Origin of the sequence: Enterobacter sp. 296B2 (assembly GCF_034106185.1) — a bacterium.
GTDB lineage: Bacteria > Pseudomonadota > Gammaproteobacteria > Enterobacterales > Enterobacteriaceae > Enterobacter > Enterobacter cloacae_N.
The window spans coordinates 1-14,225 of the sequence record NZ_JAWNCA010000052.1 but is presented as its reverse complement, the minus strand read 5'-3'; the positions used below and the strand labels follow the sequence as shown (position 1 = coordinate 14,225).

14 protein-coding genes and 1 pseudogene are annotated in these 14,225 nt (G+C 49.1%); 7 read left to right on the top strand and 8 right to left on the bottom strand.

What is annotated here, in order from left to right; all coding sequences use genetic code 11:
- Positions 1-235: 235 nt before the first annotated feature.
- A complete protein-coding gene (locus URZ40_RS22495; RefSeq protein ID WP_028014145.1) occupies positions 236-592 on the bottom strand; it encodes a hypothetical protein in 357 nt (118 codons plus the stop codon).
- 204 nt (positions 593-796) lie between these two features.
- Positions 797-1,714, bottom strand: a complete 918-nt coding sequence (locus URZ40_RS22490) for a LysR substrate-binding domain-containing protein (RefSeq protein WP_320721193.1) — start codon at positions 1,712-1,714, stop codon at positions 797-799.
- 98 nt (positions 1,715-1,812) lie between these two features.
- Here URZ40_RS22490 and URZ40_RS22485 point away from each other — a divergent pair, with 98 nt between their 5' ends.
- Positions 1,813-2,535 carry an SDR family oxidoreductase gene (locus tag URZ40_RS22485; RefSeq protein ID WP_316380181.1) on the top strand — a complete coding sequence of 241 codons (723 nt, stop codon included), beginning with the start codon at positions 1,813-1,815 and terminating at the stop codon, positions 2,533-2,535.
- 53 nt (positions 2,536-2,588) lie between these two features.
- Here URZ40_RS22485 and URZ40_RS22480 read toward each other — a convergent pair whose 3' ends face one another.
- The 3 genes from URZ40_RS22480 to URZ40_RS22470 all read right to left on the bottom strand — a co-directional run bounded on the left by URZ40_RS22480 (position 2,589) and on the right by URZ40_RS22470 (position 4,942).
- On the bottom strand, positions 2,589-3,335 hold the full coding sequence (locus tag URZ40_RS22480) for an SDR family oxidoreductase (protein WP_316380182.1): 747 nt from the start codon (positions 3,333-3,335) through the stop codon (positions 2,589-2,591).
- Positions 3,336-3,436: 101 nt separating this feature from the next.
- Positions 3,437-4,318 carry a helix-turn-helix domain-containing protein gene (locus URZ40_RS22475; protein WP_316380183.1) on the bottom strand — a complete coding sequence of 294 codons (882 nt, stop codon included), beginning with the start codon at positions 4,316-4,318 and terminating at the stop codon, positions 3,437-3,439.
- A gap of 18 nt (positions 4,319-4,336) precedes the next feature.
- The gene (locus URZ40_RS22470) at positions 4,337-4,942 is read right to left on the bottom strand and encodes an NAD(P)-binding domain-containing protein (RefSeq protein ID WP_316380184.1); all 606 of its coding nucleotides are present in this window, start codon (positions 4,940-4,942) and stop codon (positions 4,337-4,339) included.
- A 107-nt stretch (positions 4,943-5,049) separates the two neighbouring features.
- Here URZ40_RS22470 and URZ40_RS22465 point away from each other — a divergent pair, with 107 nt between their 5' ends.
- From URZ40_RS22465 to URZ40_RS22450, 4 genes are all read left to right on the top strand, one after another.
- A complete protein-coding gene (locus tag URZ40_RS22465) occupies positions 5,050-5,967 on the top strand; it encodes a LysR family transcriptional regulator (RefSeq protein WP_320721192.1) in 918 nt (305 codons plus the stop codon).
- 129 nt (positions 5,968-6,096) lie between these two features.
- Positions 6,097-6,873 (top strand): isocitrate lyase/phosphoenolpyruvate mutase family protein, encoded by a 777-nt coding sequence (locus URZ40_RS22460; RefSeq protein ID WP_316380186.1) that lies wholly within the window; start codon positions 6,097-6,099, stop codon positions 6,871-6,873.
- Entirely contained in the window at positions 6,857-7,903 is a 1,047-nt protein-coding gene (locus URZ40_RS22455) for a methylated-DNA--[protein]-cysteine S-methyltransferase (protein WP_320721191.1), read from the top strand. The genes URZ40_RS22460 and URZ40_RS22455 overlap by 17 nt, the downstream gene beginning before the upstream one ends.
- Before the next feature lie 523 nt (positions 7,904-8,426).
- Positions 8,427-8,651: a DUF1272 domain-containing protein gene (locus URZ40_RS22450; RefSeq protein ID WP_142484300.1), complete on the top strand. Its 225-nt coding sequence runs from the start codon at positions 8,427-8,429 to the stop codon at positions 8,649-8,651.
- Between the two features lie 858 nt (positions 8,652-9,509).
- On the opposite strand, the gene URZ40_RS22445 is transcribed toward URZ40_RS22450, so the two are convergent.
- Positions 9,510-10,256, bottom strand: a complete 747-nt coding sequence (locus URZ40_RS22445) for an HNH endonuclease (RefSeq protein ID WP_142484301.1) — start codon at positions 10,254-10,256, stop codon at positions 9,510-9,512.
- Complete coding sequence (locus URZ40_RS22440; protein ID WP_142484302.1) at positions 10,253-11,440, bottom strand: AAA family ATPase; 1,188 nt, start codon at positions 11,438-11,440, stop codon at positions 10,253-10,255. The genes URZ40_RS22445 and URZ40_RS22440 overlap by 4 nt, the downstream gene beginning before the upstream one ends.
- A 341-nt stretch (positions 11,441-11,781) precedes the next feature.
- Here URZ40_RS22440 and URZ40_RS22435 point away from each other — a divergent pair, with 341 nt between their 5' ends.
- Entirely contained in the window at positions 11,782-12,318 is a 537-nt protein-coding gene (locus URZ40_RS22435) for a dihydrofolate reductase family protein (RefSeq protein ID WP_142484303.1), read from the top strand.
- 413 nt (positions 12,319-12,731) lie between these two features.
- Here URZ40_RS22435 and URZ40_RS22430 read toward each other — a convergent pair.
- Positions 12,732-12,827 (bottom strand): annotated as a pseudogene (locus URZ40_RS22430) (hypothetical protein); the annotation flags it as partial.
- Positions 12,828-13,065: 238 nt separating this feature from the next.
- On the opposite strand from URZ40_RS22430, the gene URZ40_RS22425 reads away from it, so the two are divergent.
- Positions 13,066-14,049, top strand: a complete 984-nt coding sequence (locus tag URZ40_RS22425) for a DNA-processing protein DprA (RefSeq protein WP_320721187.1) — start codon at positions 13,066-13,068, stop codon at positions 14,047-14,049.
- Positions 14,050-14,225: the final 176 nt, after the last annotated feature.

The window sequence follows — 14,225 nt, the reverse complement described above, 5'->3', positions numbered from 1 at the left end:
AGGATATATTATATTAATTAGAATTTAAAATATATTCTTATATGTTGTGGGGATTCTGCTACTGCGAGCGGAAATATAATAACCTGCTTTATTTTCAATGCGGTTCATTCATTTGCCTGATATGGATGTCGAAAAAATATGGCCACGGGGATGGGCAGTCGGACGTTTGCATTAATACTCTCTGTTCGAAGCAATAAAAAGGGCCGATAACGCGGCCCTGAGGTGAGTGTGTCGGTTATTCAGTGACTTTCTTTTCCAGCTCGCTGGCACCTTCTTTGGTTTTATTCCAGCCTTTCTCAGCGCCTTCTTTAGTGGCATCCCACCCTTTCTCGGTGCCTTCTTTGGTTTTATGCCAGGCTTTCTGGGAATCTTCGCTGACTTTGCTGCCAAAGCTTTCGCTCTTACCTTCCGCAGCATGCTGCTGTTTCAGCTTCAGCTCTTCACCTTTGTTCTGCTCTTCGTGCAGTTTTTGCTTCGCTTCGTTGGCGTTTGCGTTCGCCGCAGCGACGGTATCGTCAGTTGCATGTGTGGTCGCAGCAAAAACTGGGGAAGCCAGCAGAACGGCAGATAATGCGATAATTGTTTTTTTCATAATATCCTCATTTAACGTTATCGGTTATGAGCGTGATTCAGCATGGCACAGACGAAGCGGGGTGGCTTTAGGAAAAAACTGTAATGAGATCAAAGTATCTTGTGTCCGTTTTTACTTTTCCATGGGAGGAAGGCGGTATCGTTGATGTTTCTCAAAGGGCGGCGGCAGGGTAAGGAAAATCTGCATGACAGGGTCTGCGCCCTGTTAGCGATGAACAGTTTGCGTTGCGGCTGGCTGTCGCCACTGGCGGACGTGCTCGATCAGGGCTCTTAGCTTGGGCGCCATATTGTGACGCTGGGGGAAATAGAGATAAAAGCCTAGAAAAGAGGGAAGAAACGTATCCAGGAGGGCAACAAGCTGCCCCGATTCAATATACGGTATGAATGTATCCTCTGTGGCTAGGGTTATGCCGCCGCCGGCCAGTGCCAGGCTGAGCATGAGGCGCAGATCGTTTGTGGTGATCTGCGGTTCAATCGCTACATCGAAGGGAACGCCCGCCTCCACAAATTCCCAGCGATAGGGGGCAACGTCCGGTGCAGGGCGCCAGCCGATACACCGGTGAGTAACCAGCTCGCGGGGGTGCTCAGGTACGCCGTGAGCCGCCAGATAGGACGGGGAAGCCACCACCCTCTCACGCTGCTGGCCCGTAAGGGGAACGGCGATCATGTCTTTTTCAATAACTTCACCCAGCCTTACCCCGGCGTCATAGCCCGCCGCCACGATATCGAACTCCTCATCCGACACGAAGATATCAAGTGATACCGCAGGATGCGCAGCCGCAAACGACGCGAGCAGCGGGCCAGAGAGAAACGCTTCCGCAATTGAGGTGACCGCGATTCTGAGCTGGCCGCGGGGTGTGCTGTCCGACGCCACGTCTTCAAAGGCCGCTTCAATATTGGCGACGGGGCCCTGCAGCGATTTACGCAGCTGTTCACCTGCTTCAGTGAGGCTTACCGAGCGCGTGGTGCGCATCACCAGCAGGGTTTGAAAACCATCTTCAAGACGTCTAATCCCCTGACTGACAGCGGAGCGGGTTATGCCCAGCCGCACGGCGGCAGCGCTGAAGCTGCGCTCCTCGGCGACCGCCAGAAAAACGGGTAACAGATTGAGATCGATTTTCATTGTTTAACATTGCTAACCAGTGAGTCCAGTAAGGGCAGGATACAAGAAACAATGATGAGTATCTATTATCACCTTGAACTCAACTGAAGGAGCAAAACATGAACAAAGTCATCTTAATTACCGGTGCCTCAAGCGGTATCGGAGAAGGTATTGCCAGAGAGCTGGGCAAGGCAGGCGCGAAGGTTTTCCTGGGCGCTCGCAGGCTGGATCGCATTACCGCCCTGGCTGCTGAAATCCGCAGTGCAGGAGGGGAAGCAGAGGCCGCAGTCTTAGACGTTACCAGCCGCCAGTCAATGGCTGACTTCGTGCAGGCAGCGCGTGAAAAGTGGGGCCGCATTGACGTGCTGATTAATAACGCGGGCATCATGCCTCTTTCTCCGCTTTCGGCAGGCAAGCAGGATGAGTGGGAGCGCACCATTGACGTGAATATCAAGGGCGTGCTGTGGGGGATAGGCGCAGTTCTGCCGATTATGGAAGCCCAGGGCTCGGGACAAATCATTAATATTGGCTCGATTGGTGCCTTGTCCGTTGTGCCCACGGCAGCCGTGTACTGTGCGACCAAATTTGCCGTACGGGCGATTTCGGATGGTTTACGTCAGGAAAGTTCTAACATCCGCGTGACCTGCGTTAACCCTGGGGTGGTGGAAAGCGAGCTGGCCTCGACCATTACGCACCCGGAAACCATGGCGGCGATGGACGCGTACCGTGCCATTGCCCTTAAACCTGCTGATATCGCCCGCGCCGTGCGCCACATCATCGAGGCGCCTGAGAGTGTCGATACAACAGAAATCACGATCAGACCGACGGCATCTGCGAACTAACGTCGCGGATGAAAATTTGCGGGTCAGGCCGTTGCCTGACCCGCTTTACTTTCTTACCACGGCTGCTCGGTCGGCATAATAAACAGCTCTGCCACGTCCACATGTTCCGGTGCCTGCAGCACGTAAACAATCGAGTCGGCGATATCATCGGCTTTCAGGAACGTCATCTTCTCCTTCAGCTGTTCCATCTGCGCGCGATAATTGTCGTCACTGATATGCTCGAATAATTCACTTTCTACGGCACCCGGCTGGAGCGATGTGACGCGAATGTTGAACTGCGGCGCCAGCTCCATACGCAAAATATCCGAGAAGGCGGCAACGGCGTGCTTCGTCGCACAGTACACCCCAAGCCCGGGGAACGTTTTGCGCCCGGCGATCGACGAGGTATTGATGATGTGACCAGACCGCTGCGACTGCATAATCGGCAGTACGGCCGCTACGGTGTTAAACAGGCCTTTTACGTTCACGTCTACCATTCGGTGCCATTCATCGACTTTGAGGCTGGCAATATCAGAGAGCGGCATCAGCCCGGCGTTATTGAAGGCGATATCAATGTGGCCATAGCGTTTGTGCAGTGTCGCGACCCCTTCATTAACCGAGGCCGGGTCAGTGACGTCCATAACCAGCGCAATGGCTTCACCGCCGGCAGCCTCAATTTCAGAGACCAGCGCCTGCAGGCGATCCAGGCGGCGGGCGGCGAGACCGACCCTGACGCCCTGTGCCGCTAATTTTTTTGCCGTGGCGGCACCAATCCCGCTTGAAGCACCGGTGATGAGAGCGACTTTATCTTTAAGTTCCATAACTGATCCTCGTGAGAGTTAATTTCAACGCTTCAGAAAGAACGTCTGAAGTACGGGTCAATAATGGATGTTTCAGGCGGTGGCTTCGCGCGGGCTTTTGCTCAAACTGTCGGACTTTTGCTGCGAACGATATCGCTGCGATAGTGCGAGGGCGTTACGCCGTTATGCCTGAGGAAGACGGCAGCAAAGTGGCTGGGGCTGGTGTATCCCACGTTCAAAGCAATATTGATAATAGAATCATTGGTTTCCGACAGCATGCGGCGCGCTTCCTCCATGCGTAGCCGGATAAAATAGTGGGAAGGCGAAAGCCCGGTCGACTGTTTGAAGGCGCGGCTGAAATGGTATTCGCTGAGATCGGTAAGCTTAGCCAGCCGTGCCAGGTCAAACGGCTGGGCCAACCCTTCTCGCATTGCCGTGAAGACCCGGTGCAGTTTAAATGCCTGTAGCCCCCCACGGTGTCGTTTCGTACGCGTGCCGTAGGTGCGAACCAGGTGTACCGCCAGCGCCTGGGCAATTCCCTGGATAAAGGGGCCGCTTGGGGGAGTATGCAGATACAGCTCCTGGCGTATCTGTTCCAGCAGGGCGGATAGCGTTTCGTCGCGCGCGCCGGAGACTTCCCGCAGTTCACACTCCTGCATCATGGCCACGCCGATATACACGTGCATGACGACGAACGGTATATTTGGCTCGGCTTGCCACCGCATTTCAGTGGGAGAGGCCGCCGTTGTGAGAAAGAAATCGCCTGCGGTAACGCGGTTTGCTAACCACGCCTCACCGGGGGAGCGCTCCTCAACAACGGCTTGACCAGAGAGGATCCAGACGATAAAGGGCTCCGGAACCGCCGGAATAATGACGTTTTCCTGGACTTGTCTGCGGGCCAGAATTTGAACGAATACATCCCGGGAAGATTGCGCCCGATGCTCCCTGAGCAGCTTGCCGGGAAGGTATTCTTCAAACGTCTCTGCGGAAGTTCGCTGAGTCATCGTTATCGTTGCCTTTTGCTATGCCAGTTGCACCAGATTAATCGCCGGAAGAGGCCCACCAGGGAATTGTTGTAGCGTCCCGCCGATCTCAAGACTGCCTAAATCAATGCTTGCGAAGCCCAGCTGCCCGGCTAACGCTTTCACTTCCGCCTTCGCATCTGCATCGTCTCCGGAGATAAAGACGACACGACGGCCACCCGCTTGCGCCGGATCCTGAGCCAGCACCCCTGCAAGAAGGGTATTGAAGGCTTTGACGACGCGTGCTCCCGGCGCCCACTGGGTCACAACCTGGCTTGAGTTTTTCCCCCCCAGTTCTGCCAGCTTATAGCCTGGCAAAAGTACCGGGTTCGTGGCATCAATCAGGATGCGTCCATTCCAGGTAATTCCGCTTAACGCGGCTTCGGTTTTGTCCCAGTTAGTGCTGACAAAAACGATGTCGGCTTCAGCGGCCTGCTGAGCGGTGCCGGCGCGAGCACCACGACCCAATCCTTCAACCACATCAGACAGGCTTTCCGGCCCGCGGCTGTTGCTCAGAATAACGTTCATGCCCGCATTTACCAGCTGTTTCGCAAAGGCTTGCCCGATTGCACCAGCGCCGATAATACCTACAGTTGTTGTTTTCATGCGTAATTTCCTTCAGGAAGAGTAGTGAACATGCGTAGAGAGTAGTAATCTTCGACCTATCTGAATAGCCTATATAATTAGATGGATTCCATCTGCCGGAGCGATACATGCTGGACGGTATGTCTGTTGATCAACTGCGCACATTTATTGCCGCCGTTGATGAGGGAAGTTTTTCGGCCGCCGGGCGTAAACTGCGGCGCGCGCAGTCGGTTGTCAGCGCGACGCTGGCCAATCTTGAGGCGCAGGTCGGGTTTCCATTATTCGATCGCTCAGGGCGTTATCCGAAACTGACGGCGGCGGGCGTCGCGATGCTGGAAGCGGCGCGCCTTGCCGCTGCCGGGATGGACGCCTTTAAGGCTAAGGCGCGCACCTTAGCCGAAGGCCTGGAGCCTGAACTGGCGGTCTCCGTCGATGTGATGTTTCCCGTTGCGCAGCTCACCGCTGCGGTGCAGGCGTTTCATCAGATCTTTCCCGACACGCCGCTGCGTTTGTATGTGGAAGCGTTAGGGGCGGTGCTCCAGCCTCTGCTGGACGGCCACTGTCGGGTGGCGATTATCGGCTCGCTGCCGCATATTCCGCCTGAATGTACCTCAGAATTTCTTCTCAGCGTGCCAGCCGTGGCCGTTGTCTCTCCTGAACATCCGCTGGCTAACCTGCCAGGGCCGATCCTCCGCTCGCTTTTAGCGGAACACGTTCAGCTGGTGCTGGCCGATCGCTCGTCGCTTACCGTGGGCCGGAGCTTTGGCGTGATGTCGTCAAAAACCTGGCATTTGGCCGATATGGGCGCGAAGCACGCCTTCCTGCGCGCCGGGCTTGGTTGGGGCTATATGCCGCTGCCAGTGGTTGAGGAGGATCTTGCGACGGGTAAACTGGTCACGTTGAATTTGCAGATGCAGCCTGATGTCGGACCGGGCTTTGCCATGCAGGCCGTGCATTTAGAAGAACATCCTCCAGGCCCGGCCGGGCGCTGGTTCATTAATAAGCTTAAAATGCAGGTTAGCGCATCTGGTTTACACCAGATCTGACTGGTCTTTCAAACGGGCCGCTCTGCGAATCCAGACTACGCTTGCTAAAAAAATGGTCGTCTGAATTTCGGTTGTGACGTTCTTACTGAATGCTTAGATTCATTTTCAATCTATTGAGAGGAGATGAATATGAATTTTGCAGAACTCCACAACCAGCATGAGCCCCTGCTGATCGCCAACGTTTGGGACGCCGCCAGCGCTGTCGCAGCGCAAGAAGCAGGCTACCAGGCACTGGGAACGTCCAGTGCAGCAATAGCGTCCACGCTGGGATATGAAGACGGGCAGGGAATGCCGTTTGATGAGTTATTTTATGTGGTCACCCGTATCCGGGCTGTCAACAGCCTGCCATTGAGCGTTGACATGGAAGCCGGATATGGTGATTCAGCCGAAGAGATAGTCGCTAATCTCAGGCGCCTTGCTCAGACAGGCGTATCAGGCGTCAACCTTGAAGACAGCAGAGTCATTAATGGGGGGCGTCAGCTTGACGATGTCTCTGATTTTTCCCGTAATCTGGGAACAGTAAGCAATGCGCTGAGAAGAGAAAACTGTAGCCTGTTTCTGAACATCCGGACTGACGCCTACCTGCTCGGGCATGAAGACGCATTGCAGGAGACGATATTACGGGGTCAGCGCTATAAAGCAGCTGGTGCTGATGGCCTTTTTGTTCCCTGTCTGACGTCAGAGAAAGACATCAGCCTCATTGCAGAGGCAACGGGTCTGCCCCTGAACGTCATGTGTATGCCCGATCTTCCGTCGTTCGACAGGCTTAAGCTGGCCGGGGTAAACCGCATTTCAATGGGCAATTTTGTTCATTCAGTCATGCAGTCAAGGCTGAGTGATGTAATGCATACGATTCGAACACGTCAGACGTTTGCAGGACTTTTTAGCGATGAAAATAACCGATAAGAATTTGTGTGATATCTGGTATCAGGCATTACTCGAACGAGATTCAGAATATACCGGCGTATTTTTTGTTGGCGTCAAAACCACTGGCGTATTCTGCATTTCGGTATGCCGGGCGCGAAAGCCAAGGCGCGAAAATGTCGAATTTTATAAAGATGCCAAATCTGCCCTGGCGGCCGGGTTTCGTCCCTGTAAAGTCTGCAGACCCGCTGAAAATGCGCACAGCGCGCCATTATATGTTGAACAGGCGCTTGCGCTTGTCAGGCGCGATATTAAATCCCGCGTGGCTGACGCGCAGCTTCGCCAGCAGGGGATCAGTCCGGAGCGGGTAAGGCGTTGGTTCCTGCAACATCACGGCATCACTTTTCAGGCTTTCCAGCGAATGCAGCGGGTGAACGTTGCCCTGCAGGAGCTGAAAAGCGGGCGAGCGGCTACTGACGTTGCGCTGGACAATGGCTATGAATCCCTGAGCGGGTTTGGTTACACCTACAAGCGGCTTACTGGCGCAGCGCCGACTCAGGCAGCCGAGGTGATTGTCATTCATCGGTTTACCACTACGCTTGGGGCTATGTTTGTCTGTGCGACAGAGCGGGGAGTCTGTCTGCTGGAGTTTACCGATCGCCGGATGTTAGAAACAGAGTTCCGCGATATCCAGCGTTTATTTAACGCCAGAATTGTCACCGGAGAAAACAGCCATACCCGGCAGGCAGTAAAAGAAATCAGCGAGTATTTTGCTGGAACTCGCCGACAGTTTGAGCTCTCTGTAGATGCCCCGGGCAGCGATTTTCAACAATCCGTCTGGCATGAGTTGCGTGCTGTTCCCTATGGACAGACCTCGCACTATCAGGCCATTTCGCTAAGGATGAATAAGCCCAATGCTGTACGCGCCGTCGCTGCTGCTAATGGTGCAAACCGGATTGCGATTGTGATCCCTTGTCACAGGATAATTGGCAAAGATGGAAAGATGACGGGTTACGGCGGCGGTATTTCGCGCAAGGAATGGCTTATTGAACATGAGCGAAACAATGTTTGATGGCGTAATGTTCCAGTGTAGCCGGAATGTTTTGCGAACTTCGCGGGATAAATTGCAGCCACAAAAAAGCCCGCAGGGCTTGCGCCGTGCGGGCTCTTAGGACTTCATCGGATGACTCTGGTAATCACCGATGGAGAATTTTGGTGCTGGCGTCCTTGTAATTGATGGGGAAGGTGGTTGAGTTTGTTGGGGATTTTGATTTTTTGCGGGGAAGGGAAGGCGCAAAAAGAGTGGTGATAGTGTTGATATGGAAGGTGTTTTTTTATCTTTTTGATTTTTAAGTTGATTGTTGGGGGCGGGATTTTGCGTGTTGGTTGAGGCTCTGGTGGACGCTATAGGCTTGTCGTTCGTTTCCAGAAGTGAGCGTTTCTGTCGGATAATTCACTCTCTTGAATTTTCCAGACTGTAGACCATGCTCATCTAATACATGTGAAAAACAATAACGTCATCTATCGCAGAAGGAGATACGGATAGATGGCATTTGGTATAGTCAATGATGTCCCTTTAACAATAAGAGAGCACCATGCTTGACCTCCGTCCTAATTGCGAATGCTGTGATAAAGATCTGCCACCTGAATCAAAAGAGGCATTCATCTGTTCATTTGAATGCACATTTTGTGTTGATTGCGTGACCCAACGGCTTAATGGCCAGTGCTCGAACTGCGGAGGGGAGCTGGTGCGACGTCCAATGCGCCCGGAAGCATCCCTCCTGCGACACCCTGCATCCAGTCTGCGTCACTATAAATAGTAGAGATGAAAACTATGTTCGCTCCTTGCTTATAACGGCCTTCGTAATTCTGCTAGCCGTCTGCATAGTGCCAAGAGCGGACGTTGTAAAGCGCCGGGCATAATAATTACTTAGTGGCGGCGAAGAATCACAAAAACATACTCAAGATTGGCGCGGGGTATCAGTAGAGGGTATAGTTGCTATTATGATTAGTAGTAAGCAATCAGGGAACAACAATGGCACGAAGGGCTGAGTTACGGGGTATAATTAATGCTCTGAATGAGAGCTTCGTGAGTCGGAACAACGATTTCGAGGGATTCTGGACTATTGGTCAGTTAAAGTTATTTGCTATCAATAACAACCTCACCACAATGGTGTTTCATCTTACTCCACCTAAATACGCTCCCCATTCTAACCTGATAAATTATGTTGTACTCCACTATTCAGACATGCTCGAACATTTGTTAACAAAGCAGCTAATTCCTGATACTTGGATAAGTGAGGCTCGCATTACGATCGACTTTAACGTAAATGCTAAACACGAGCAGTTGCATGAATGCTCAACATCAGGTGAGCCTTTTCAGTGCTGTTGCCTGATAATTGATGATACTGGTCGCTGTTACTCTTCCGTCGTTTATGGTCGGAGTCAGGCTCATTCTCCTGCGAAAGAATTAAAATCGACTCGAAAACTAACCGTGTAAAAAAATCAGCTGAACTTCCGCTCCTCGCTCGCAGCGGACCTTCAGCTTGTATAACTAGTCCGCTTCGTGCCAGAAGCGGAAACTGGGACAATAGTATTCTATGTAGAGAAAGAGCAGGTTATATCCGTTAGAGCCCAGTTGGAGGAAACAAGGCTCTAATGGGAGAAACAATCTTTTTTTACTTTGAAGTGGGAAGTCTGAGCGCCAAAGAATTCTGATGTAATTCCTCAAACAGCTCCGACCAGATATTTAGAGCCTCCATAGTAGTTCGGATCGTCGCATACTCTTCACTGTCATGAAGTGTTGCTGACGAAACTGCTGAAAAAAGTGCGCTTTTCTGACACTGATTCAAAAGGGCCCTAACAATTTTATTTAACTCTCTTTTCCTTGCAGGAATTGGAGAAGCCAGATAGTTTTTTAATTTTTCCTCTGCTTTTTCAATCCATTCTTCAATAAGTGTGCCAACTTTACAGCGTTCCGTAACGTAATGTTCACTGTCGTTTAAATTGAGAACATCTACGGTCATAACACCCGTCGGATTTCTTCCCTTCAATCTATAAGCTTTTAAATAAATGTAATCTGCTGGATTATCGACGGCAGGATTGATAATAGGCTCGGCAACGACATCATGATCACTTTTTGTACCATTGCAGTGTCGGCAAGCAGGTAAGAGATTATTCCACTCTATGACATCATCTGGATAATCATCTTTATGCTTGAAATGGTCTATTTCTAGATATGTGCTTTTCTGATTAAGAATTACTTCGCAATAGACACACTTATTATTCCCTAACGTAAGGCATGCGTCTTTAACATCCTGATTCTGCCACACATGAGTTTTATTGGATTTATATAATTGGGTTAGTTCAGCAACCTTATTAGGATGAAAAAAGACAGGCGTGAAATTACGGTCGACCTTAATCATGAGTCTTCCCCACTGACCTCTAACATATCAATGCTCATACTTAAAGATTTTCGCAGCACGTTCTTCGGATGCAAGATAGTGTCCAGATACATATAAGATACGCGGGCATTTTCATGATCCTCCGCATCGATGTAACGATAAAATTCTTGGAGCTTATGCTCAAGCTCTTTACTTAATGTACTTTCCATCCCCATCACATCGCGCAGCACTTCATCAATAGTCCAGCCCGTATAGCCATTCTCACGCCCCGTATGACTGCGCACCTTGGTCTCACCATTTTCTGCCTGTTCCAATGCAATGATCTGCTCAGGCTTACCATTCTGTACTACATGTGGGCTATGGGTAGTCACAATAAACTGTGTTTGAGGGAACATTCTCGTTATCACTTCAGTGATGCGTGCTTGCCATTCAGGATGGAGATGCATCTCAATTTCATCAATGATGATGATGCCATCGAAATCAGCTGCATAAATATCTTCTTTGATAAAGCGAAGCTCAATCTCTTTGATAATTCCAATGATGATTGCCATGCAGGATTTGAATCCAGATGAAAGATACTCGTACCATATTTCTCCATTAGGAGTATTCACAAAGATATCGAAATTACGCCCATCAATACGACTGAAACTATAATCTTGGTTTAGTTGATAAATGCATGAGAGTGCCAGCGATAGATTTCTTTTTGAGTTTTCCGTGAATATTCCTTTTTGTGAATCTTCAAGCAGATAGCGCTTACCAAGCCACCCTTTTAAATCGTTAAATAAAACACCTTTACTGTTCTGATGAGAAATGTTACTTTCATCTCTTTCAGGATCTTCACCAATATTGGAAAGTCTGGAATAGGGGAGATTTCTTTCGATATCGAAGCGAATAAGATAGCGAATATCAGGTATTTGATTATGATAACCTGGTTGTACAGCCGGGGCTGTGGGCTCAACGTTTGAAATGAATTCGGTAACTGAGTCGTCAAAAAGAATAGCAATTTTTACATTACCATCCTCCTCACTCATAACGTTTTTTTTGATATTCGATCCATGTCTGATGAACATAAATGCAATTGCATCAAGTATAGTCGATTTACCTATCCCGTTAGGTCCGCAAATGATATTCATCGCCGCGGAAAAAGATATTTTTAGGTTCTTTATTCCACCGATGTTGTTGATTTCTATGTTTTTGACTTTCAATATTCTTCCCTCATCTCAAATCTGCATTCATTTCCAGGAATAACAGGACCGTTGGGGCCATGCAGTATTCACCTTCATTTTCACAACGTTCAGATCTCCGGTTAGTATACCTTTACTGCACTCATTTTACGCTACGAGATTCACACAATTTGACCTGACTTGCTTCCAGTGGATTCACACCTCTCGATGTTTGTTCTGAACAACGTTCTGATAATAAGAAATGAGAACTTCCGCTTTTCGCTCACAGCGGACCTTCAGCTTAGGTAACTTGCTCGCTTCGTGCCTAGTGCTGACATTGCTAAACTCAACGAGATATATGCAACCTGAATACGGAGCTCTTGATGGTCACTACACATGTTTTCATCGCGGTCAGTCTTGATGGTTATATCGCTCGACAGGATGGCGATATCGGCTGGCTGTTGAAGCGCGATGACCCGACAGAAGACCATGGCTATGCCGCATTCATCGCGGACAAAGATTGGATCATTATGGGGCGAGGCAGTTATGAGAAGGTGCTGACTTTTGACGAATGGCCTTATGATCGGCCCGTGCTGGTACTTTCCCGGCAGCTAACCAATACCCCGGTGCCTGAGGCGCTGAAGGGCAAAGTGCAGTTTTCATGCCGCACGCCTAGGGAGGCTCTTGCTGACCTGATGGAGAAGAACGTGCACCGGGTCTATATCGATGGTGGGCAGTTAATACAGTCGTTCCTGCGCGAAGGTCTGGTCGCCGATATCGTTATCACAACTGTTCCTGTTCTGCTCGGTTCGGGAAAACCGCTGTTTGGAGTACTGCCCCATGATATCGATTTGACGCTATTATCCAGCCGCAGTTTCCCTTCGGGTCTGGTGCAGTCGCACTATCGGCTGACGTCATAAGCTGAATCTAAGCATAGTGGCGACCTCCGCTAAAGTGAGAAAATGCCCCAGTTGCCAGCGATACTGTTTTACTTCTACGACCTTGCTTCAGTTCGCTGAAAAAGCAGTGCATCAGAAAACGGGCCTACAAAACCAGGATCTGGCTCGTGCAGATCTCTTCGATGACATTGACCTGTTCAGCAATCGGAGCTGGAGGTAAAGTTTTCTTGGGGCGTCAGTACAGAGGCCTTTGAACAGTCTCCGTCGTGAGGACGTAGCCAATGCAGATGACCAAACGATCTCCAACTCAAATGCCGCACTTCCCTCCCTTACCCTTAAAGGCCTTTAAAGGCCCTTTAGCGAGCTTTTGCGGGCGTGCATTATTCGAGCCAAAATTGGCTGAAATCCGGCCATCCCAGCGTATTTAAATCGCGCTAGGTAAATGACTTCTCGGTCGCAAATTCCATCCAGTGATGCAGCAAAGGAATGACATATCGCTGATGGGTCATCTCATGGAAAAAGGCGGCAATAATTGGGATATTTGTTACGGTGATCCTGAGTGCAATGCTTTACCCGCCACGCCTGCCCGCTTTACGAGGCGGTGTTAACTGGACTTCAATTGCTCTGGTGCGTAACGCAGATTAGATTGTTGATTTGGCATGCATACTGATGCAGATTCATGCTTTTTAGAAGTCCTTCTTTGACTTACTACACATTTTCTCAAACCTATGATAAAAATAATAAAACACTTCATTTTTGGCGAACGCTATGACTGATACTGATACAGCTCGATGGAACACTGAAAGCGCTGCTTTGCTAGTTCTATCAGAAATACGTGGCGTAAGTTATTGGTCCCTATATAAGGTTGCTCAAAAAGGGATCCGTTTCAGAGATGTTGTAACTTGCTCAACATTATCAAAATTCGAATCAATTCTCGGAGTGAGGCTACATCGTGCACCATATTCTTTGACTGAGAATAATTGGTCGACTTTTCGTGATGGAATGATTTCTGCCGCGAAAAGCCTTTTAACACACTATCATAGTAACGGTTATAAATTAATACATCATGGTTCTCCAGATTATCCGGAGAAATTGAATGATTTAAATGAGCGCCCTTACTGGATTTTTGCGCAGGGCGATACTTCGTTGCTTAGTAAAAAATGTGTTGGTGTTGTTGGTACGAGAAATCCAACTACTCTTGGAGTTTATTTAACACAAGCAGTTGTCTCGCAGTTTATTGCATCAGATTATGTAACTGTAAGTGGGTTAGCCTATGGTATTGACCAAGTTGCTCATGAAGCATCTATTTTATTTAAAATACCCACAATAGCCGTTCTAGGAACAGGTTTAAATTCTAACTATCCAAAAAACAGTGTTGGACTTAGGGAAGGTATTGTAAATGCTGGTGGACTTATACTCACGGAGTATCTCCCACATCAAAAACCATCACAAGAAAACTTTGTTCGTAGAAACAGAATACAGGCTGCTTTAAGTGATATTTTAATTCCTGTCGAATGGAACTTGAAAAGCGGAACGTCACACACGGTTCGAAATGCTGCTCAACTGAAGAGAACGATACTGTGTCCATTACTAAGAGGTGAATCTGTTCGGGAGGAGATTAAATACTCTCAGGATGAATATTCTGCGATAATACTGGAGACTCCTTTGACGGGATTTAAAGATGTGATGGAGTTAATTAAAACAAAATCTAGTAATAAATTACAACAACTGTCACTTCTGGGGGATGAATAAAATGCATTTGAAAGCTGTTATATTTTCAATAGCAGATGTTGTTTTGCCCACAACATCAAATCCGCAATCTCAGCAACTTAAGACACGAATCGATGTTGAGTTGAGGAAGTTGTTCGCTTTTTTATTATCTAAAAATATTAAAGTCCTTTTTCTAACAAATAATAATAGGAATGTTA

Coding starts and splice junctions, on each gene's coding strand:
- URZ40_RS22435 (WP_142484303.1), top strand. CDS start 11,782: ATGGTCACTACACATGTTTTCATCGCGGTCAGTCTTGATGGTTATATC.
- URZ40_RS22485 (WP_316380181.1), top strand. CDS start 1,813: ATGAACAAAGTCATCTTAATTACCGGTGCCTCAAGCGGTATCGGAGAA.
- URZ40_RS22460 (WP_316380186.1), top strand. CDS start 6,097: ATGAATTTTGCAGAACTCCACAACCAGCATGAGCCCCTGCTGATCGCC.
- URZ40_RS22495 (WP_028014145.1), bottom strand. CDS start 592: ATGAAAAAAACAATTATCGCATTATCTGCCGTTCTGCTGGCTTCCCCA.
- URZ40_RS22475 (WP_316380183.1), bottom strand. CDS start 4,318: ATGACTCAGCGAACTTCCGCAGAGACGTTTGAAGAATACCTTCCCGGC.
- URZ40_RS22465 (WP_320721192.1), top strand. CDS start 5,050: ATGCTGGACGGTATGTCTGTTGATCAACTGCGCACATTTATTGCCGCC.
- URZ40_RS22450 (WP_142484300.1), top strand. CDS start 8,427: ATGCTTGACCTCCGTCCTAATTGCGAATGCTGTGATAAAGATCTGCCA.
- URZ40_RS22490 (WP_320721193.1), bottom strand. CDS start 1,714: ATGAAAATCGATCTCAATCTGTTACCCGTTTTTCTGGCGGTCGCCGAG.
- URZ40_RS22480 (WP_316380182.1), bottom strand. CDS start 3,335: ATGGAACTTAAAGATAAAGTCGCTCTCATCACCGGTGCTTCAAGCGGG.
- URZ40_RS22425 (WP_320721187.1), top strand. CDS start 13,066: ATGACTGATACTGATACAGCTCGATGGAACACTGAAAGCGCTGCTTTG.
- URZ40_RS22445 (WP_142484301.1), bottom strand. CDS start 10,256: ATGATTAAGGTCGACCGTAATTTCACGCCTGTCTTTTTTCATCCTAAT.
- URZ40_RS22455 (WP_320721191.1), top strand. CDS start 6,857: ATGAAAATAACCGATAAGAATTTGTGTGATATCTGGTATCAGGCATTA.
- URZ40_RS22470 (WP_316380184.1), bottom strand. CDS start 4,942: ATGAAAACAACAACTGTAGGTATTATCGGCGCTGGTGCAATCGGGCAA.